17 protein-coding genes are annotated in these 19867 nt (G+C 72.4%); 15 read left to right on the forward strand and 2 right to left on the reverse strand.

What is annotated here, in order from left to right:
- The first annotated feature begins 23 nt into the window (after nucleotides 1–23).
- From mqnP to ABD371_RS28965, 9 genes are all read left to right on the forward strand, one after another.
- The gene (gene mqnP, locus ABD371_RS28925) at nucleotides 24–926 is read left to right on the forward strand and encodes a menaquinone biosynthesis prenyltransferase MqnP (RefSeq protein WP_344483253.1); all 903 of its coding nucleotides are present in this window, start codon (nucleotides 24–26) and stop codon (nucleotides 924–926) included.
- A 64-nt stretch (nucleotides 927–990) separates the two neighbouring features.
- Nucleotides 991–1665 (forward strand): UbiX family flavin prenyltransferase, encoded by a 675-nt coding sequence (locus tag ABD371_RS28930; protein ID WP_344483256.1) that lies wholly within the window; start codon nucleotides 991–993, stop codon nucleotides 1663–1665.
- Between the two features lie 159 nt (nucleotides 1666–1824).
- Complete coding sequence (locus tag ABD371_RS28935) at nucleotides 1825–2280, forward strand: Lrp/AsnC family transcriptional regulator (RefSeq protein WP_190125843.1); 456 nt, start codon at nucleotides 1825–1827, stop codon at nucleotides 2278–2280.
- 88 nt (nucleotides 2281–2368) lie between these two features.
- On the forward strand, nucleotides 2369–3532 hold the full coding sequence (gene mqnE / locus ABD371_RS28940) for an aminofutalosine synthase MqnE (RefSeq protein ID WP_190125842.1): 1164 nt from the start codon (nucleotides 2369–2371) through the stop codon (nucleotides 3530–3532).
- 129 nt (nucleotides 3533–3661) lie between these two features.
- The gene (locus ABD371_RS28945) at nucleotides 3662–3943 is read left to right on the forward strand and encodes a DUF4229 domain-containing protein (RefSeq protein WP_190125841.1); all 282 of its coding nucleotides are present in this window, start codon (nucleotides 3662–3664) and stop codon (nucleotides 3941–3943) included.
- 444 nt (nucleotides 3944–4387) lie between these two features.
- Nucleotides 4388–5725 carry a dicarboxylate/amino acid:cation symporter gene (locus tag ABD371_RS28950; protein ID WP_344483264.1) on the forward strand — a complete coding sequence of 446 codons (1338 nt, stop codon included), beginning with the start codon at nucleotides 4388–4390 and terminating at the stop codon, nucleotides 5723–5725.
- A gap of 146 nt (nucleotides 5726–5871) precedes the next feature.
- Nucleotides 5872–6534: a TetR/AcrR family transcriptional regulator gene (locus ABD371_RS28955; protein WP_344483267.1), complete on the forward strand. Its 663-nt coding sequence runs from the start codon at nucleotides 5872–5874 to the stop codon at nucleotides 6532–6534.
- A gap of 352 nt (nucleotides 6535–6886) precedes the next feature.
- Nucleotides 6887–11098: a Pls/PosA family non-ribosomal peptide synthetase gene (locus ABD371_RS28960; protein WP_344483269.1), complete on the forward strand. Its 4212-nt coding sequence runs from the start codon at nucleotides 6887–6889 to the stop codon at nucleotides 11096–11098.
- Between the two features lie 13 nt (nucleotides 11099–11111).
- Nucleotides 11112–12476: a M1 family metallopeptidase gene (locus tag ABD371_RS28965; RefSeq protein ID WP_344483272.1), complete on the forward strand. Its 1365-nt coding sequence runs from the start codon at nucleotides 11112–11114 to the stop codon at nucleotides 12474–12476.
- Nucleotides 12477–12597: 121 nt separating this feature from the next.
- Here ABD371_RS28965 and ABD371_RS28970 read toward each other — a convergent pair whose 3' ends face one another.
- Nucleotides 12598–12801, reverse strand: a complete 204-nt coding sequence (locus ABD371_RS28970) for a cold-shock protein (RefSeq protein WP_003967102.1) — start codon at nucleotides 12799–12801, stop codon at nucleotides 12598–12600.
- A gap of 416 nt (nucleotides 12802–13217) precedes the next feature.
- Between ABD371_RS28970 and ABD371_RS28975 the strand changes: the two genes are divergently transcribed.
- From ABD371_RS28975 to ABD371_RS28990, 4 genes are all read left to right on the forward strand, one after another.
- Nucleotides 13218–14135 (forward strand): menaquinone biosynthetic enzyme MqnA/MqnD family protein, encoded by a 918-nt coding sequence (locus tag ABD371_RS28975; protein WP_344483275.1) that lies wholly within the window; start codon nucleotides 13218–13220, stop codon nucleotides 14133–14135.
- A gap of 62 nt (nucleotides 14136–14197) precedes the next feature.
- The gene (gene mqnC, locus ABD371_RS28980; RefSeq protein WP_344483278.1) at nucleotides 14198–15397 is read left to right on the forward strand and encodes a cyclic dehypoxanthinyl futalosine synthase; all 1200 of its coding nucleotides are present in this window, start codon (nucleotides 14198–14200) and stop codon (nucleotides 15395–15397) included.
- Between the two features lie 16 nt (nucleotides 15398–15413).
- Complete coding sequence (locus ABD371_RS28985) at nucleotides 15414–16091, forward strand: hypothetical protein (protein WP_344483281.1); 678 nt, start codon at nucleotides 15414–15416, stop codon at nucleotides 16089–16091.
- Nucleotides 16092–16123: 32 nt separating this feature from the next.
- Nucleotides 16124–16822, forward strand: coding sequence for a demethylmenaquinone methyltransferase (locus ABD371_RS28990; protein ID WP_344483284.1), 699 nt, complete (start codon nucleotides 16124–16126; stop codon nucleotides 16820–16822).
- 48 nt (nucleotides 16823–16870) lie between these two features.
- Here ABD371_RS28990 and ABD371_RS28995 read toward each other — a convergent pair whose 3' ends face one another.
- On the reverse strand, nucleotides 16871–17380 hold the full coding sequence (locus ABD371_RS28995) for a GNAT family N-acetyltransferase (protein WP_344483287.1): 510 nt from the start codon (nucleotides 17378–17380) through the stop codon (nucleotides 16871–16873).
- Between the two features lie 98 nt (nucleotides 17381–17478).
- On the opposite strand from ABD371_RS28995, the gene ABD371_RS29000 reads away from it, so the two are divergent.
- Complete coding sequence (locus ABD371_RS29000) at nucleotides 17479–18762, forward strand: geranylgeranyl reductase family protein (protein ID WP_344483290.1); 1284 nt, start codon at nucleotides 17479–17481, stop codon at nucleotides 18760–18762.
- 137 nt (nucleotides 18763–18899) lie between these two features.
- Entirely contained in the window at nucleotides 18900–19856 is a 957-nt protein-coding gene (locus ABD371_RS29005; RefSeq protein ID WP_344483293.1) for a hypothetical protein, read from the forward strand.
- Nucleotides 19857–19867: the final 11 nt, after the last annotated feature.

Raw genomic sequence — 19867 nt, forward strand, 5'->3', positions numbered from 1 at the left:
CCGGCCGTTCGCGGGTACCGGCGGTGACCGCGTCCGCCGCGGCCGTCCCCGGGCCGGGCCGGACGAGGAGCTTTCTGCGGCTGGTGATGATCGAGCACTCGGTCTTCGCGCTGCCCTTCGCCTACATCGCGGCCCTCACCGCGATGTTCCTCGACGGCGGCAGCATCCAGTGGGGCACGCTGCTGCTCGTCACCGTCGCCATGGTCGGCATGCGCACCTTCGCGATGGCCTGCAACCGGATCATCGACCGTGAGATCGACGCCCGGAACCCGCGCACGGCGGGCCGGGAGCTGGTCACCGGCGCGGTGAGCGTACGGTCCGCCTGGACCGGCGCGCTGATCGCCCTGGCGGTCTTCCTGGGCGCCGCCGCGCTGCTCAACCCGCTCTGTCTGATGCTCGCGCCGGTCGCGGCGGTCCCGATGGTGGTCTATCCGTACGGCAAGAGGTTCACCCACTATCCGCACGCCATCCTCGGCGTCGCGCAGGCCATAGGGCCGATCGGGGCCTGGCTCGCGGTCACCGGCGAGTGGTCCTGGGACGCGGTGATCCTCGGCCTCGCCGTCGGCGTCTGGATCGGCGGCTTCGACCTGATCTTCGCCACCCAGGACGTCCAGGCGGACCGCGCCGAGGGCGTGCTGTCGGTCCCGGCGCGCTTCGGTGTGCCGGCCGCGCTGTACGGGGCGCGGGGCGCGCATGTGGTGACCACCGCGCTGCTGGTGTGGTTCGCCCTGGCCACCGATGCCGGGGCCTTCCTCTGGGCCGGTCTGGTGGTCGTGGCGGTGGCCTTCTGCTACGAGCACACCGTGGTGAAGCCGCACGATCTTTCCCGGCTGAACCGGGCCTTCTTCACCGTCAACGGCTTCATCGGAATCAGCCTGTTCGGGTTCGCCCTGCTGGATCTGCTGGTGCGCGGGCTGACGGTGTAGGGGGTCCGTCCCGGCCTCGGTGCCTGGCACACGGGTCGCACGGCCCTGCGGATAGGCTCCCTGTGTGGAGCCAGCACAGAACACCCCCCGCCGTCCGTGGATCGTCGGAGTGTCCGGGGCCTCCGGGACACCGTATGCCGCCGCCGTGCTGCGCGGGCTGATCGACGCGGGGGAGAGCGTCGATCTGGTGGTCTCGCGGGCCTCCCGGCTGACCCTGCTCGACGAGACCGGGATCTCCTTCCGGGACGCCCACTGGCGGGACGATCTGCGCGAGTGGCTGAGCCGGGGGGCGGACGGGAAGCCGGACGCCTTCACGGTGGAGCTGGACGGCGTGCGCCACTGGGCGGCGGGGGACCTCGCCGCCGGGCCGTCCTCGGGCTCGTACCCCGCCAAGGGGATGCTGATCGTCCCCGCCTCCACGGCGTCCGTCGCCGGAGTCGCCCTCGGTCTCTCCAAGGATCTGCTCCAGCGCACCGCGAGTGTGACCCTCAAGGAGCGGCGGCCCCTGGTCGTCGCCGTGCGGGAGACCCCGCTCAACGGACAGACGCTCCGCCATCTGCTCGCCCTCGACGACGCGGGCGCGGTGGTGCTGCCCGCGTCACCCGCGTTCTACGCGGGCGCGAGCGACCTCCAGGGCCTGGTGGACTTCGTCGCCGGGCGGGCGCTGGACGCGGTGGGCGTGCCGCACACGCTGTACCGGCGGTGGAAGGGACAGCTCGGGGGCGCTCGCCAGGGCTGATCCGGCCGACCGCGCGGGATTTCCGGTCCTTCCGGCCCCGGCGCGGAACCGGAGCGATCACTGCCGGCTCTTCATCAGGAACTGCGGGGCCGGGCCCCGCACGCCTTTGGATTTCGAACACTTTCGGCACTTTCGGATACTAAGGAAGGCTCCAGGCACATGGACGCGGTGGACAGACAGCTCATCCAGGCTCTCCGGGAGAACGGCAGGGCCTCTTACGCCGAGCTGGGACGGCTCGTCGGCCTCTCCGGCCCCAGCGTCACCGACCGGATCAACCGCCTGGAGGCGGCGGGAGTCATCACCGGCTACCGCGCCACCGTCGACGCGGCCTCGCTCGGCCTCGGGGTCACCGCGCTCATCGGCATCTCGCTCTCCGACGCCGCCGACCACGAGGACGTGGCGCGCCGGCTGAGGGACCTCGCCGAGATCGAGGACTGCTGGTTCATCGCGGGCGACGACTCCTACATGCTCAAGGTCCGCGTCGGCGACGTGGACGGCCTGGAGAAGACGATCCGCCGGCTCAGCGGCACCCGGGGGGTCTCCCGCACGCGTACGACGATCGTGCTCTCGACCAAGTGGGAGAACCGCGTCGGGGACCTTCCCGAGGAGGACTGACGGGCGGGGCGGGGGCGGCCCTCGCTGTCAAGAGCGGGGGAGTAACGTTGTCGGAGCCCGATTGACGTCAGACATGGGAGGCGGGCGCATGGACGCTGGGCTCAAGCGCGAGCTGGAGGAGAAGGTCCGGGCGGGGGAGCGGCTGTCCCGCGAGGACGGCATCGCCCTGTACGCCTCGGACGACCTGGCCTGGCTCGGCGGTCTCGCCCACGAGGTGCGCACGCGGAAGAACGGCGACGTCGTCCACTTCAACGTCAACCGCCACCTCAACATGACCAATGTGTGCACCGCGTCGTGCGCCTACTGCTCGTTCCAGCGGAAGCCGGGCGAGAAGGACGCGTACACCATGCGCATCGAGGAGGCCGTCCGCCTCGCCAAGGCGATGGAGAACGAGAACCTCACCGAGCTGCACATCGTCAACGGGCTCCACCCCAATCTTCCGTGGCGGTACTACCCGCGCTCCCTGAGCGCGCTGAAGGAAGCCCTTCCGAATGTCTCGCTGAAGGCGTTCACCGCCACCGAGATCCACCACTTCGAGACCATCTCCGGGATGTCGGCCTCCGACATCCTGGACGAGCTGATCGAGGCCGGCCTCGAATCGCTCACCGGCGGCGGCGCGGAGATCTTCGACTGGGAGGTGCGTCAGCACATCGTCGACCACCGGACCCACTGGGAGGACTGGTCGAGGATCCACCGGCTGGCGCACAGCAAGGGCCTCAAGACCCCGTCCACCATGCTCTACGGGCACATCGAGGAGCCCCGCCACCGCGTCGACCACGTACTGCGGCTGCGTGAGCTCCAGGACGAGACCGGCGGTTTCCAGGTCTTCATCCCGCTGCGCTACCAGCACGACTTCGTGGACATGAAGGACGGCAAGGTCCGCAACAAGCTCCAGGCGCGCACCACGATGGCGACCGGGGCCGAGGCGCTCAAGACCTTCGCGGTCTCCCGGCTGCTCTTCGACAATGTTCCGCACGTCAAGGTCTTCTGGGTGATGCACGGGGTGCAGACCGCGCAGCTCGCGCTCCAGCACGGCGCCGACGACATGGACGGCTCGGTGGTCGAGTACAAGATCACGCACGACGCGGACAACTACGGCACGCCGAACAAGCTGACCCGCGACGATCTTCTCGACCTGATCCGTGACGCCGGATTCCGTCCGGTGGAGCGGAACACCCGCTACGAGATCATCCGCGAGTACCCCGGCCCGGACGCCGACCGCCGGGAGACCCCGCAGGCCATGCGGGTCTGACCGCCCGTCCGGCCACCGGGGGAGCCGTCTTCCCGAGCCGCCTGCCCGGCGGTTTAGGGGGCGTGCTTCACTGGTTTGGCAGGTTCTGTCAGTTCCGTCATACGGAGTACGAAGAGAGTGGGCCCCGCAGTGTCAGCCAAGTCGAGCGCCGCGATCAAGTACACGGCCTTGCGCCTCGCCGTCTTCGCCGGCTGCTTCGCGCTGGTGGCCGCGCTGGTCCACTTCGGGATCCTGCCCAAGGGTCTCGGCGACTCCAACTTCGTCTGGGTCGTGCTGCTGGCCGTGGTGCTCTCCGCGCCGATCAGCTTCGTCCTGCTGCGCAGCCAGCGGGACGCGATGTCCGAGCAGATCGTCACCAAGGTCGAGCGGACCAAGGCGCGCTACGAGGCCAACCGCACCCAGGAGGACTGACCTCCTCGCTCTGTCGCTCACCGCACGCCCCCGGCCCACCGGCCGGGGGCGTGCCGCGTTTCCCCCGGAGCACCCTGGGCAGGAGACGGGTGGCGCTTTCCGTGTCGTAGCTCACATTTCGGCCAGGGATTACCGGCCAGTGGGCGCACTCCGGGCGCTATCCCTCTTTGGAGTGGCGAAGATCCCAAAGTAAAGCTTTGAGGATCTCAAAGTTCAAGTGTTAACGTATCGGGCATGACGTCAGCGCCGCGCTTTCCCCATGCCACGAGCCTCCCGCTCGTGACACGCGCGCGCGCCGACAGACGCCGCTGTATGCCCGCGGTCTGTCGCCGTCCGGCCTGTCGCCGTCCGGTCTGACCCCGGTACCGCAGGCGGAACAGCCCCTCGCGCACGGGTGCCGCCCTTCCCCGCTCTTCTCCCCTCTCGCCGCTCTGGAGTGTGTCCGTGTCCGCGAACACCGCGTCCACCACGACCGGAAAGCCCTCGGGCTCCGGTTCCCGAATACCCAAGGTCCCCTTCTGGGTCCAGATCGTCGCCGGTCTGGTGCTCGGCGTCGTCTTCGGCTGGATCGCCCGCGAGTTCGGCGTCAGCTGGCTCAAGGAGACCCTCGGGCACATCGGAGACATCTTCATCCGGCTGCTGAAGCTGGCCGTCGCCCCGCTCGTCTTCTTCGCGATCCTGGTGTCGATCACCAACCTCCGCAAGGTCAACAACGCCGCCCGGCTGGCCGGCCAGACCCTGCTCTGGTTCATGATCACGTCGCTGATCGCGGTCGCCATCGGCATCACCATCGGCCTGGTCACCAACCCGGGCGAGGGCACCGGCCTCACCCCCAAGGACGGGCAGCTCCCCAAGCGCGAGGGCAGCTGGATCGACTTCCTCACCGGAATCGTCCCCACCGACATCATCACGCCCTTCACCGAGCTGAACGTCCTCCAGATCGTCTTCATCGCCGCCGTCGGCGGTATCGCGGCCCTCGCCCTCGGCGACAGGGCCAAGCCGATCCTCACGCTCAGCGAGGCCGTCCTCGAACTGCTCCAGAAGGCCCTGTGGTGGGTCATCCGGCTCGCCCCGCTCGGCACCGTCGGCCTCATCGGCTTCGCCATCGCCGACTACGGCTGGGAGCTGATCGGCAAGTACGCGACCTTCACCGCCGACGTCTACATCGGCTGCGCCCTGGTCCTCTTCGGCGTCTACCCGCTGCTGCTCGCGACCGTCGCCAAGGTCAACCCGGTCCACTTCTTCCGGGGCGCCTGGCCCGCGATCCAGCTGGCCTTCGTCTCCCGCTCCTCGGTCGGCACCATGCCGCTGACCCAGAAGGTCACCGAGCGGCTCGGCGTGCCGAAGGCGTACACCTCCTTCGCGGTCCCGTTCGGCGCGACGACCAAGATGGACGGCTGCGCCGCGATCTACCCGGCGCTGGCGGCGATCTTCATCGCGCAGATCTTCGACGTGCAGCTGGGCATCCAGGACTATCTGCTGATCGCCTTCGTCTCGGTCGTCGGCTCGGCCGCCACCGCCGGTCTCACCGGTGCCACGGTCATGCTGACCCTGACCCTCTCCACGCTGGGCCTCCCGCTGGAGGGCGTGGGTCTGCTGATGGCGATCGACCCGATCCTGGACATGATTCGCACGGCCACCAATGTGGCGGGCCAGGCGCTGGTTCCGGTCATCGTCGCCGCCCGGGAGAAGATCCTGGACCACGACGCGTACAACTCGGCCACCGCCTCGCCGATCGACGAGCCCGTCGAGGACGCGCACCCGGTGCCGGCCCCGGTCTGACGTTCCGGCCGGTCGAGCCGGACCCCGCGCACCCCGTGTTCCGTACCCGGGGAGCGCGGGGTCCGGCTCGTTCCGGCCGGTTTGCGCTGGCCGTAGGCTTACCGCGCGGCAGGGGTGTGGTACGGGGCGAGGGGGAGTTTCGGAGCATGAGCGCTGGGAGAGGCGGAGGCGTACGGGGCACACGGCTGCCACGGGCCGTCCGGGAGCGGCAGATGATGGACGCCGCCGTGCACACCTTCGGGCGGCGCGGCTACCGGGTCGCCTCGATGGAGGAGATCGCCGGGCTCGCGGGCGTTTCCAAGCCATTGGTCTACCTCTATCTGAACTCCAAGGAAGAGCTGTTCACCGCCTGTGTACGGCGGGAGGCGCGGGCCCTGCGTGCCTCGGTGCGGGACTCGGTCGACCCCCGGCTCCCCGCCGACCGGCAGCTCTGGGCCGGGCTCACCGCCTTCTTCACCCACACGGCCGAGAACCCGGACGGCTGGGCGGTGCTGCACCGCCAGGCGCGCACCCACGGGGAGCCCTTCGCGCTGGAGGTGGCCGCCATGCGGGACGAGATGGTCGCCCGGGTGGCCTCCCTGATCGGCGCGGCGGCCCGCGAGGCCGGCACCGCCGGGCGGACCCCGGAGCTGGCCGCGCGGGACATGACCGGGCTGGCCCAGGCGCTGGTGGGGGCGGCGGAGTCGCTCGCCGGCTGGCGGCACGAGGACGGCACGGTCTCCGCGCGGGACGCGGCGGCGACCCTGATGAACTTCGCGTGGGTGGGGCTGGGCGAGCTGCTCCGGGGCGAGCGCTGGACCGCCCGCTGACCCGGCCCCGGCGGCGACCCGGGGTGGGGTTCCCCACAAGGAAGGGCCCCGGCGCGGGATGCGCCGGGGCCCTTCCGGCGGGCCCGGCTCCCCGCCGTGAGCTGCGCCGATGACGGCCGGCAGGGGCATCGGCGGTGCGCGCCGTCGGCCGGGTGCCTGAATTCACAGAACAGGCGAGTCGGATCATCACTGGATAAACTCCCCGTTTGCCGTGCGCGGGACGGGATCGCAGCGCACTCTCCCCCTGGGCCCGGCGGCCCGGGGGTACCCCAACGACAGATGGAGAGTGAGAGATGCGCACGAGCCCGCCTCGAAGAGCCGCACGACCCGGGCCCGGCGGAGGGCGCGCCGGATGACCTTCTCCCCCGCCCCGGACGGCCGGGCCCTGCTCGAAGCCGGACCGCCCGCCGCCCCCGCCCTCTTCACCGCCGGCCGTGCCGCCCCGGCCCGGACCCTCGTCGACATCCTCGACGAGACCACCCGCCGCGAGCCGGACGCCCTCGCCGTCGACGACGGCGTCACCCCGCTCACCTACCGCGCGCTCGCCGACGAGGTCGAGACCGTCCGGGCCCGGCTGACCGGCGCGGGCATCGGACCGGGCGACCGGGTCGGGGTGCGGGTGCCGTCCGGGACGGCCGATCTGTACGTCTCGATCCTCGGCGTCCTCGCGGCGGGCGCGGCCTACGTCCCGGTCGACGCGGAAGACCCCGACGAGCGGGCCGAGCTGGTCTTCACCGAGGCTGCCGTCCGCGCGGTCCTGACCGAGGCCCGCACCCTGACCCTCCGCCACCGGCCCCCCGGCCCGGACGGCGGTGTCCGCACGGGGCCGCTGCCGGACGGCGGGCGTCCTCCGGTCTCGGAGTCCGGTCCGCAGGACGGCCGTCCCCGGCTTCTGCCGGAGGACGGTGTCCGTACGGGGTCCTGGTCGGAGAGTGGTGCCTGTACCGGGCCGCTGCCGGACGGCGGGCGTCTTCCCGTCCCGGAGTCCGGTCCGCAGGACGGCCGTCCCCGGCCTCTGCCGGACGACAGTGTCCGTACCGACCCCCTGCCCGGGCCGGAGGCCACCCCCCGCCCCGGTCCCGAGGACGACGCCTGGGTGATCTTCACCTCCGGCTCCACCGGAAAACCCAAGGGCGTCGCCGTCACCCATCGCGCGGCGGCGGCCTTCGTGGACGCCGAGGCCCGTCTCTTCCTCCGCCGGGAGCCGCTCGGCCCCGGGGACCGGGTGCTCGCCGGGCTCTCGGTCGCCTTCGACGCCTCCTGCGAGGAGATGTGGCTCGCCTGGCGGCACGGGGCCGCCCTGGTGCCCGCCCCGCGCTCACTGGTGCGGACCGGGCTCGACCTCGGCCCCTGGCTGGTCGAGCAGCGCGTCACCGCCGTGTCCACCGTCCCCACCCTGGCCGCGCTCTGGCCCGCCGACGCGCTGACCGGCGTACGGCTGCTGATCTTCGGCGGGGAGGCCTGCCCGCCGGAGCTGGCCGAGCGCACCGCCGTCCCCGGCCGCGAGGTCTGGAACACCTACGGCCCCACCGAGGCCACCGTCGTCGCCTGCGCCGCCCGGCTCACCGGCGAGGGCCCGGTACGGATCGGGCTGCCGCTCGACGGCTGGGAGCTGGCGGTCGTGAACGCCCGGGGCGAGATCGCCCCGCTGGGCGAGAGCGGCGAGCTGGTCATCGGGGGAGTGGGCCTCGCCCGCTATCTCGACCCGGACAAGGACGCCGAGAAGTACGCCCCGCTGCCCGCCCTCGGCTGGCCCCGCGCCTACCGCAGCGGCGATCTGGTCCGCGCCGACCCGGCCGGACTGGTCTTCCTGGGCCGTGCGGACGAGCAGATCAAACTGGGCGGCCGACGCGTCGAACTCGGCGAGGTCGACGCCGCGCTCCAGTCCCTCCCCGGTGTCGCGGGCGCCGCCGCCGCCGTCCGCACCACCCCGGCGGGCCACCAGCTCCTCATCGGCTATGTCGTCCCCGAGAGTCCCGAGCACTCCGAACCGGTCTTCGACCTGGAGAGGGCGCGGGAGCTGCTGCGCGGCGAGCTGCCCGCCGCGCTGGTACCGAGGCTCGCCGCCGTCGGCGAGCTGCCGACCCGCACCTCGGGAAAGGTCGACCGGGACGCCCTCCCCTGGCCGCTGCCCCCGGAGACCGGGGGGCCCGGGGGGCCCGAGAGCCTCACGGAGCGCCTCACCGAGCGCCTCACGGAGACCGAGGCCTGGCTGGCCGGCCAGTGGGCCGAACTCCTCGGGGCCGAGGTCACCGGCCCCGACGCCGACTTCTTCGCCGGCGGCGGCGGCAGCCTCGCCGCCGCCCAGCTCGTCTCCCGGATCCGCGAGCGGTACGCCACCGGATCCGTCGGCGACATCTACCAGCACCCCACCCTCGGCGCGCTCGCCCGCACCCTGGACTCCGGCCCGGGACCCGGTCCCGCCGCCGCCCGCCCGGCCCGCCGGGTGAGCCCCGTACCCCGCCGGACGCAGCTGGCCCAGCTGGCGCTGCTGCTCCCGCTGCTCACCGTCGCCGGGCTGCGGTGGAGCGTGGTCGCCGCCGCCGTCAACAATGTGCTGGCACTCGCCGGGCCCGCCGTCTCCTGGTGGTGGATCGGGCTGGGGTGGCTGCTCGTCATCAGCCCGCCCGGGAAGATCGCCATCGCGGCGGGCGGCGCGCGGCTGCTGCTGAGAGGGGTGCGCCCCGGCACCCATCCGCGCGGCGGCTCCGTCCATCTGCGGCTGTGGGCCGCCGAGCGGCTCGCCGAGCTGAGCGGCGCGACCGGCCTCGCGGGCTCCTGGCTGACGTACTACGCCCGTGCGCTGGGCGTACGCGTCGGCGACGACGCCGACCTGCACTCCCTCCCGCCCGTCACCGGGCTGCTCCGGCTCGGCCGGGGCGCGGCCGTCGAGCCCGAGGTGGATCTCTCCGGCCACTGGCTGGACGGCGATCTGCTCCACATCGGCCCGGTGCGCGTCGGCGCGGACGCCACCGTCGGCGCGCGCAGCACCCTCTTCCCCGGCGCGCGGATCGGCAAGCGCTCCGAGATCGCGCCCGGCTCAGGCGTCACCGGGGCGGTGCCCGCGGGCGAGCGCTGGTCCGGCGCGCCCGCGACCCGCGACGGCAAGGCCCGCCCCCCGGCCGGCCCGCGCCCGGTCCGCCGCCCGCGCTGGACCGCCGTCTACGCGCTGACCTCGCTCCTCCTCGGTCTGCTCCCCGCGCTCGCCGCCCTCCCGGCGCTGCTGATCCTCCGGGCGTCCGCCGCCCCGCTCGCCGCCGTCCCCCTGGCGACCCTGGCCGCGCTCGCCGCGTACGCCCTGCTGATCCTCGCGGGGGTACGGGCGCTGAGCGCCGGGCTGCGCGAGGGCAGCCATCCCGTCCACAGCCGGATCGCCTGGCAGGCCTGGACGACCGAGCGACTGATGGACATGGCGCGGGTGCAGCTCTTCCCGCTGTACGCGTCCCTCGCCACCCCCGTGTGGCTGCGGGCGCTCGGCATGAAGGTGGGCCGGGGCGTGGAGGCGTCCACCGTGCTCGCGGTGCCCGCCATGACCACGGTCGGCGACGGCGCGTTCCTCGCCGACGACACGATGGTGGCCTCGTACGAGCTGGGCGGCGGACGGCTCCGGATCGCGGCGGCCCGGGTCGGCAAACGCGCCTTCCTCGGCAATTCGGGCATGACGGCCGCCGGTCGCCGGGTGCCCAAGCGGGGGCTGGTGGGGGTGCTGTCGTCCACGCCCAAGGGGGCGAAGGCGGGCAGTTCCTGGCTGGGGATGCCGCCGATGCGGCTGCCCAGGGCCGCCGAGGAGGGCGATCAGAGCCGTACCTTCGCCCCGCCGGCCCGGCTGAAGTGGGCCAGGGCCGCCGTGGAGCTGTGCAGAATCGTTCCGGTGATCTGCTCGGCGATGCTCGCGCTCCTCGCGGTCATCGCCTTCGGCACGCTCGCCGAGCACCTCGGCCACCCCCTGGCCGTCCTGCTCGGCGGGGTGCTGCTGCTGGCGGCGGGCGCGGTGGCCGCGCTGCTCGCGCTGGCGGCGAAATGGGTGCTGGTGGGCAGATTCCGGGCGGTCGAGCATCCGCTGTGGTCGGCGTTCGTCTGGCGCAATGAGCTGGCGGACACCTTCGTCGAGGTGCTCGCGGTCCCCTGGCTGGTGGGCTCGGTCGGCGGCACCCCGCTGATGAGTCTGTGGCTGCGCGGGCTCGGGGCCCGGATCGGCCGGGGCGTGTGGTGCGAGACGTACTGGCTCCCGGAGGCCGATCTGGCCACCGTGGGGGAGGGCGCGAGCATCGGCCGGGGCTGTGTGGTGCAGACACACCTCTTCCATGACCGGATCATGCGCATGGACAATGTCCGGATCGGGTCGGGTGCCACGCTCGGCCCGCACGGCATCGCGCTGCCCGGGGCGGTGATCGGCGACCGGGCCGTGGTCGGCCCCGCGTCGCTGGTGATGCGCGGGGAGCGGGTGCCCGCCGGCACCCGCTGGCTGGGTAATCCGATCGCCGCCTGGAAGCCGCCGCGCGCCCGGAAGCGGGCGAAGGCCGCCAGGAAGCCACGACCCAGAGGACCGCGCCCCACGAAGTGAACGAAGGGCCCAAGTGACGGATTCGTACTTCCCGCTGCACGGCGACGACCGCTACCGCGTCACCGCGTACGACCTGGAGCTGGACTATCTCCCGCACACCGGCCGGCTCTCCGGGCGGGCCACGGTCAGCGCGGTCGCCGGTCCTTCCCAGGGTCCCGGCGCGGGGCCGCTCACCGAGATCGTGCTTGACCTCGGGCAGTTCCGGTTGAGCAAGGTACTGGTCGACGGCCGCAGGCCGGCCCGGTACACCCATCGTGGGGACCGGCTCCGCATCCGGCCGGCCCGGCCGCCGATGCCCGGCGAACCCTTCACCGTGGAGGTCCGCTACAGCGGGGTCCCGCACCCCGTCCGCACCCCCGACTGGGGCGAGCTGGGCTGGGAGCAGCTGGAGGAGGGCGCGCTGGTCGCCTCCCAGCCGCACGGCGCGCGCTCCTGGTTCCCCTGCAACGACCGCCCCGACGACAAGGCCGCCTACCGGATCGCGGTGACCGCGCCCTCCCCGTACGCCGTGGTCGCCAACGGGGTGCTGATCTCCCGCTCGGTCGGCGCTTCCACCACGACCTGGGTGTACGAGCAGCCCGCGCCGATGGCCACGTATCTGGCGACCGTGCAGATCGGCCCGTACGAGCTGGTCGAGGTCCCGGGCACGGCCCCGGAGCCGCAGCCGGAGCCGGGCGCGGAGCCTTCCGTGCCGCAGCCCGCCGCCGTGCCGAGGGCGCTGACCGGCGGCCGGTTCGAGCACGACTTCGCCCGGCAGCCCCGGATGATGAGCCTCTTCCAGGAACTCTTCGGCCCCTACCCCTTCGAGGAGTACGGCGTCGTGGTGGTGGACGAGGAACTGGATGTTCCGGTGGAGGCCCAGGGCCTGTCGGTCTTCGGGGCCAACCATGTGGACGGGCGGCGCGGCAGCGAGCGGCTGATCGCGCACGAGCTGGCCCACCAGTGGTTCGGCAACAGTCTGACCGTCGCCGACTGGCGGCACATCTGGCTCAACGAGGGCTTCGCCAAGTACGCCGAGTGGCTCTGGTCCGAGGCCTCCGGCGGCCCTTCGACGGCGGTGATGGCGAGCAGGTCCCACGCCCGGCTCGCGCTGATGCCGCAGGACATCCTGATCGCCGATCCGGGGCAGCGCCGGCTCTTCGACGACCGGGTGTACGAGCGGGGCGCGCTCACCCTGCACGCGCTGCGCACGGAGATCGGCCACCCGGCGTTCGTGGCCCTGCTGAGGGAGTGGACGGGCGTCCACCGGCACGGGGTGGTGACCACGGAGGGCTTCGTCGCGATGGCGGAACGGCTCTGCGAGCGATCACCGGCCGGCCTCTTCGCCCGCTGGCTGTACGAGGCGGCGCTGCCGCCGCTCCCGAGCCGCCCGGACTGACCGCCCGGCCGTCCAGGGGTAATACCCCGGGGGGTCATGGAGAAAGGCAGGAGCCCCGGTCCTGGAAAGGCCGGGGCTCCTTGGGTACTGCTAGTCGTGCGCGATCGCCGACCCTGGCTGACTAGGCCGGGGTGACGTTCTCCGCCTGCGGGCCCTTCGGACCCTGAGTGACGTCGAAGTTCACGACCTGGTTCTCCTCAAGCGAGCGGAAACCAGACGCGTTGATCGCGGAGTAGTGGACGAAGACATCCGGGCCGCCGCCGTCCTGGGCGATGAAGCCGAAGCCCTTTTCAGCGTTGAACCACTTGACGGTTCCGGTAGCCATAAGCCCTCCTTGGGCCAAAGGGTTGCCCTGCTCCAGAACCTGCAAACAAGTCTGAAAACTACAAAAGCCTGCGGGTCACATGCTCCGCAGGCTCTGTACTGCAAGGGAAACCAAACTGCAACTTGCGTCGAGCCTAGCACGCACTGTGTTGGCAGCGGTAGAGGCAAAGATCACTTCACTCGGACGCTTGAAGCGCCCGGGGGCGCGCTGACGCGCCGGTCGGCCGCCGGTCCGCCGCGGGGGGAGTGAATCGGTCCAACCGCAGCTCGCAGGGGGTGCGATCGTCTTCGGGGCCGGGTGCGGGGAGCGCCGGGCGGTCTTCGGCGGGGGGCGCGCGCCGACGGCGGTGTGGGGCGGTGCGACCCGCGTGCGCCCCCCACGGCTCCATGGCCCGGGAAGAGGTCTAGCCTCGCTTTGTGGACAGTCTTGGAGAAAGCACAGCAACCGACCGCCGCCGCAGCAGCCGGCCGCGCGTCGGCCATATCCAGTTCCTCAACTGTCTCCCCTTGTACTGGGGGCTCGCCCGCACCGGAACCCTTCTCGATCTGGAGCTGTCCAAGGACACCCCCGAGAAGCTGAGCGAGCGGCTGGTGCGGGGCGACCTCGATATCGGGCCGATCACTCTGGTGGAATTTCTGCGCAATGCCGACCAGCTCGTCGCCTTTCCCGATCTGGCGGTCGGCTGCGACGGTCCGGTGATGTCCTGCGTGATCGTCTCCCAGCTTCCTCTGGAGAAACTCGACGGCGCACGCGTGGCGCTCGGTTCCACTTCGCGCACTTCCGTACGGCTGGCACAGTTGCTGCTCTCCGAGCGGTATGGGGTCGCCCCCGATTACTTCAGCTGCCCGCCCGATCTCGGGGTGATGATGCAGGAGGCCGATGCGGCCGTCCTCATCGGCGACGCGGCGCTGCGTGCCTCGCTCCACGACGCCCCCCGGCTGGGTCTGGAGGTCCATGATCTGGGGCTGCTGTGGAAGGAGTGGACCGGGCTGCCGTTCGTCTTCGCGGTGTGGGCGGCCCGCAAGGACTATCTGGCCCGTGAGGAGGCCATCGTCCACGAGGTGCACGAGGCGTTCCTCGGCTCGCGCGACGTCTCCCTCGAAGAGGTCGCCAAGGTGGCCGAGCAGGCCGCGCGCTGGGAGTCCTTCGACGCGGAGCTGCTGGAGCGATACTTCCGGACCCTCGACTTCCGCTTCGGCCCCGAGCAGCTGGCCGGCGTCCGGGAGTTCGCCCGCCGCACCGGCCCCACCACCGGCTACCCCGCCGATGTCACCGTGGAACTCCTCCGGGCCCCCGACCGCCCGGCCCCCCGGGTCCCGTCGCCCCTGGCGTAGGCTGGCCGGGCCCGCAGACGCTTTGAGCCATGCCCTGCAAAACCGCCGAAAGGTGACACCCGGTGACCGAGAAGGCCGACCTTCAGTCCGTGCTGGACCGCGCCGCCGAAGGGGGCCGGATCACCCCGGAAGAGGCCCTCGACCTCTATCGCTCAGCGCCGCTCCACGCGCTGGGCAGCGCGGCCGACGCCGTGCGCCGCCGCCGGTACGCGGGTACCGAGCACATCGCGACGTACATCATCGAGCGCAACATCAACTACACCAATGTGTGCGTCACCGCCTGCAAGTTCTGCGCGTTCTACGCCGCGCCGAAGGACACGGGGAAGGGGTGGAGCCGCGATCTCGACGACATCCTGCGGCGCTGCGCCGAGACCGTGGAGCTGGGCGGCACCCAGATCATGTTCCAGGGCGGCCACCACCCGGACTACGGCGTCGAGTACTACGAGGAGCACTTCTCCGCCATCAAGGCGGCGTTCCCGCAGCTCGTGATCCACTCCCTCGGAGCCTCCGAGGTCGAGCACATGGCCCGGATCTCCGGCGTCTCCGCCGAGGAGGCCATCACCCGGATCCACGCGGCCGGCCTCGACTCCTTCGCGGGCGCGGGCGCGGAGCTGCTGCCCGAGCGCCCCCGTACCGCGATCGCCCCGCTCAAGGAGTCCGGCGAGCGCTGGCTGGAGATCATGGAGATCGCCCACGGCCTGGGCGTCGAGTCGACCTCCACCATGCTGATGGGCACCGGCGAGACCAACGCCGAGCGGATCGAGCACCTGCGGATGATCCGCGACGTACAGGACCGGACGGGAGGCTTCCGGGCCTTCATCCCGTACACGTACCAGCCGGAGAACAACAAGCTCAAGGGCCGCACCCACGCGACGCTCTTCGAGTATCTGCGGATGATCGCGATCGCCCGGCTCTTCTTCGACAACGTCGCCCACATCCAGGGCTCCTGGCTGACCACCGGCAAGGAGGTCGGCCAGCTGTCGCTGCACTACGGCGCGGACGACCTCGGCTCGATCATGCTGGAGGAGAACGTCGTCTCCTCGGCGGGCGCGAAGCACCGCTCCAACCGCCAGGAGATCATCGACCTGATCCGCAAGTCGGGCCGTGTCCCGGCCCAGCGGACCACGACGTACGAGCATGTCGTCGTCCACACCGACCCGGCGGACGACCCGGCGGACGACCGGGTGGTCTCCCACATCTCGTCCACGGCGATCGAGGGCGGCACCGCCCACCCGGAGCTGAAGCTCCTCAACGCCAACTGAGACGCCGGCCGCTCCCGTGCTCACCATCCACGCCGCCGACGCGGTCCTCACGGGCGGCGCGGATCTCGGTGCGCTCCCGGACCCCGGCCGGGGCCCGGCGGCGGTCGCCGTCGACACCGGGCTGATCGTGGCGATCGGGCCGTACGCGGAGCTGACCGCCGAGCGCCCCTCGGCCCGGGTGCGGCGCTGGCCCGGACTGCTGCTGCCCGGACTGCGCGCGCCCGGCGCGGCGGAGCTGCTGGAGGCGGCCTACCACCCCGACCCCCGCGAGGCGGACGCCCTCGGCACCGAGCCGGTGACCGGGGCCGCCCTCACGGCGCTGGGGCTCGACGGGACGGGCTGGGGCGGCAGCGCCCGGCGCGGCCTCCAGCGGCTGCTGGCGCACGGCTGCACGGCCGTCGTGGGGCCCTTCACCCGGCCCCCGGTGCGTACGGCGGTGACGCGGTCCGGTCTGCGGGTGCGCGAACCGGGAGCCCTCCCGGAGGCCGGTGCCGGAACCCCCGCGCTCGACCCGCTCTCCGCGTACCCCCCGCACGCCCTGCTGGACGGCGGACTGACGGTCGGCGGCCCGGCCGACTTCGCCGTCTTCGGCATCCCCCGCGACGAGCCCCCCGCGCGGGCGCTCGCACGGCTCGGAGGGGCGAGCTGCGTCGCGACCGTGCTCGGCGGACGGCTGCTGCACCGCCGCTCGTAGGACGGCCCGCCGGCCCTGCTTGAATGGGCCGTGTGATCCGAGCATCCCTGGACAAGCAGCCGCACGAAGTCGCCTCGATGTTCGACGACGTGGCGGCGAACTACGACCTCACCAACGACGTCCTCTCGCTCGGCCAGGACCGCAGATGGCGCAAGCAGGTCACCGCCGCCGTCGACGCCCGCCCCGGGGAGACGGTGCTCGACCTCGCGGCCGGCACGGGCACCTCCTCGCTGCCCTTCGCCGACGCCGGAGCCTATGTCGTGCCCTGCGACTTCTCCCTCGGCATGCTCCGCGAGGGCAAGGAGCGCAACTCCTGGCTCCCGCTGACGGCCGGCGACGCCACCCGGCTGCCGTTCCGCGACGGCGTCTTCGACGCGGTCACCATCTCCTTCGGACTGCGCAATGTGCGCGAGACCGAGCAGGCGCTGCGCGAGATGCTCCGGGTGACCAAGCCCGGCGGCCGGATGGTGATCTGCGAGTTCTCCCGGCCGACCTGGGCCCCCTTCCGGACGGTGTACGAGGAGTACCTGATGCGCGCGCTGCCGCCGGTGGCGCGGGCGGTCTCCTCCAACCCCGACGCGTACGTCTATCTCGCCGAGTCCATCAGCACCTGGCCCGGCCAGCCCGAGCTGGCCGCGCTCGTCCAGCGGGCCGGCTGGTCCAAGGTGGCCTGGCGCAACCTCAGCGGCGGGATCGTGGCGCTCCACCGCGCCACCAGGCCCCAGGAGTGACCCCTCCCGCGTCCCGTCGGGGCCCGGCGGGACGCGGTCAGGGCGTCGTCAGAGCGCGAGCCGGTAGCAGTGCGCCTCGCGCGGGCCCTCCGGCGCGGCATACGTCCGGTCGTACGCCATCCCGAGCCGCCGGACCACCGCCTGCGAGCGCTCGTTCCGGGTGTCCACCATCGCCGTCACCCGCTCCACGCCGGCGGCCCGCACCCGCTCCAGCGCGACCCGGGCGGCGGCCGTCGCGTACCCCTTCCCCCAGGCCGCCCGGCCCAGCCGCCAGCCGATCTCTATCTCCCCGACCGGGCCGAAGGCCGTGTGCGGCCACGGCTGCGCGCCGGTGAAACCGATCACCTCGCCCTCCTCGTCCAGCAGCGTCCACAGACAGAAGCCCAGCTCCGCGTCGTGCCTGCGCTGCCGCGCGGTCAACTCCTCATAGACGGACAACTCGGCCCCGCGCCCGCCGAGGAACTCCATCACCTCGGGGTCGTCGAAGACCCGGTGCCAGGCATGGGCGTCCTCGTCGGTGGGCACGCGCAGCTTTACGTCGGGGAGAAGCCTGCTCATGAGGGGGAGCCCTTCGATCGTTGATCGGTACGCCCCCTAGACTGCACATGCCCTGTGCCGTTCGGCACGTATTAATCGAGTCTTCGGGAGAACCCGCCGTGACCGAGCCCCTCTCCGAACACAGCGCCGATGTGATCGTCGTCGGGGCAGGCCCGGCCGGCTCCACGGCCGCGTACTACCTCGCCAAGGCGGGCCTGGACGTACTGCTGCTGGAGAAGACGGCGTTCCCGCGCGAGAAGGTCTGCGGCGACGGACTGACCCCGCGCGCCACCAAGCAGCTGGTCGCGATGGGCATCGACGTCTCCGAAGAGGCCGGCTGGCTGCGGAACAAGGGCCTGCGCATCATCGGCGGCGGTGTCCGGCTCCAGCTCGACTGGCCGGAACTCGCCTCCTACCCGGACTACGGACTCGTCCGCAAGCGCGACGACTTCGACGAGCAGCTCGCCCGGCAGGCCCAGAAGGCGGGCGCACGGCTCTACGAGCGGTGCAACGTCGGCGCGCCCATCATCGACGACCGCACCGGCAAGATCACCGGCGTCGAGGCCAAGCTCGGCGAGGAGAAGCTCCCGGTCACCTTTCACGCGCCGCTCGTCGTCGCGGCCGACGGCAACTCCTCCCGCATCTCCCTGGCGATGGGGCTGCACCGGCGCGACGACCGCCCGATGGGCGTCGCGGTGCGCACCTACTTCACCTCCCCGCGCCACGACGACGACTACCTGGAGTCCTGGCTGGAGCTCTGGGACCGCCGGGGCGCGCAGGACCGGCTGCTGCCCGGCTACGGCTGGATCTTCGGCATGGGCGACGGCACCTCCAACGTCGGCCTCGGCGTGCTCAACACCTCCTCCTCCTTCAAGGAGCTGGACTGGCGCGAGGTCCTCAAGGCCTGGTGCGCCTCCATGCCCGAGGAGTGGGGCTACCAGGAGGAGAACATGACGGGCCCGATCCGGGGCGCCGCGCTGCCGATGGCCTTCAACCGCCAGCCGCACTACAGCCGGGGCCTGCTGCTCGTCGGCGACGCCGGCGGACTGGTCAACCCCTTCAACGGCGAGGGCATCGCCTACGCCATGGAGTCGGCCCAGATCGCCGCCGACGTCATCGTCCAGGCCCACGCCCGCTCCACCCCCGCCCAGCGCGAACTGGCCCTGCACCGCTACCCCAAGGTCCTCAAGGACACCTACGGCGGCTACTACACCCTGGGCCGCGCCTTCGTGAAGCTCATCGGCAACCCCAAGGTCATGAAGATCGCCACCCAGCGCGGTCTGACCCACCCGATGCTGATGCGCTTCACCCTCAAGATGCTGGCCAACCTCACCGACCCCACCGGCGGCGACGCCATGGACCGCATCATCAACGGCCTCTCCAAGGTCGCGCCCAAGGCCTGACCCCCGCTCCCCGACGCCCTCGGCCCGCCCCGGACTCCCCGGGGCGGGCTTCTTGACCTTCTCCCCGTGTGAGGCCCTGAAGTGTCCGTGACGCCCCCGTCCGAGGGGCGCGACCGGTCCCGACGGAAGGCTTCCGCGTGTCGACGTACACCGGCTCAGGTCCCTACTGCTACGCCAACTCCCTCGCGATGGCGCTCGGCCCGGCCGCGCCGCCGGTCGCCGTCGTCGAGACGCTGACCGGATCGGCCTTCGGGGCGCAGCTGCCCGGGGGAGGGCTGCCGTTCTTCGATCCGTACGGCTGGGACCCGGAGCAGGGGCTCGACGCCGCCGTCGAGCTGCTCGGCCTCGGGTGCGTACGGACGGCGGACGGCTCGGCGGCGGAGGCGGCGGCCAGGCTGCGGGCGGCCTGCGCCGTGGGGCCGGTGCTGGTGGGGCCGGTGGATCTGGGGCTGTTGCCGTACCGGCCGGGGACGCCCGCGCGGGGCGAGGGCGACCACTATGTGGTGGTGCTGGACCTGGTGGACGGCGTGGTGCTCCTCCACGACCCGGAGGGGCATCCGTACGCCACCTCGCCGCTGGCGGCGTTCACGGAGGCCTGGCGGGCGGAGACGGTGGAGTACACCGACGTCCCGTTCGTGATGCGGTCCGGTTTCACGCGCCGGCGCGAGGTCACGGTGGAGCGGGCGCTGCGCCGTTCGCTGCCCCGGGCCGCCGAGTGGCTCTCGGGGCGCGGCGGCGGGCGGCCCTCGCCCCCGGGCTCCCTGGGCGGCGCGGCGGCGGTGGAGGCGCTGGCCGAGCTGGTCGGCACCGGGCTGGACCCGGCCGTGCGCGAGCATCTGGCGGGCTTCGCCGTACGGGTGGGGGCACGCCGTCTCGCGGACGCGGCCCACTGTCTGGGCCTGCTGCGGCTGCCGGAGGCGGCGGCCGAGGCCGCCCGGCAGGCCCGGCTGCTCGGCGGGCTCCAGCATCCGCTGGTCACCGGCGACGACGCGGCGCTGGCGGCCGGACTGCGGCTGCTCGCCCCCGGGTACGAACGGCTGCGCGGCCGGCTGCTGTCGGCGGTGGCCGCCGGTGCGGACGGTACGCCGGGCTGACCCCGTCCGGG

Origin of the sequence: Streptomyces amakusaensis, from assembly GCF_039532665.1 — a bacterium.
In the GTDB taxonomy this organism is placed as follows: Bacteria; Actinomycetota; Actinomycetes; order Streptomycetales; family Streptomycetaceae; genus Streptomyces; species Streptomyces amakusaensis.